Here is a 515-nt window from a genome sequence, read left to right on the forward strand (position 1 = left end):
TATATCGTTATCAACTCCGCAAAGTGTTGGCGAAGAGTCGCTTTAAGATAATCGATAAAAATCACCTCCTTCTCTTTAGCGGAATGTGGGTTGTATCAAAGAAAGAAGACGTACCTGACGCTTATGATGTACTTTACGAATTTGTCCCTGCTAAGAATTTGCCACCCTCCACAAGCTTTGGCTGTAAGTTGAACAAGTATATGTGGGAGAACAAGGCCGACTGGAAAGCCTATAAGCAAAGAATGAAACAGCAAATGATAATAAAAAGAGGTAACTGATGTTGGAGATAATGTCATTAGGACAAGCTTTTCCTACCTGTGGCGTATCTTTCTTTTGGATATAAAATCGACATTAAATGTTTGGTTGTATGAAAATAGTATTCTACATAATAGGTTGTTTGTCATTCTCTTCTTGCTGGTGTCCTTTCCCAAATGCATACGAGAGGTCGATGCAAGCAGGCAGATTTCATCCCGACATCAATACCCATATTGATGAAAAGGTAAATATTGATGGCT

Annotated in this window: 1 pseudogene; it reads left to right on the plus strand. The window is 38.6% G+C overall.

What is annotated here, in order from left to right:
* Positions 1-278: pseudogene (locus HMPREF2955_RS08025) on the plus strand (hypothetical protein); the annotation flags it as partial.
* Positions 279-515 lie beyond the last annotated feature (237 nt).

The sequence above is a fragment of the Prevotella sp. HMSC073D09 genome (assembly GCF_001814145.1).
Classification (GTDB): Bacteria; Bacteroidota; Bacteroidia; order Bacteroidales; family Bacteroidaceae; genus Prevotella; species Prevotella conceptionensis.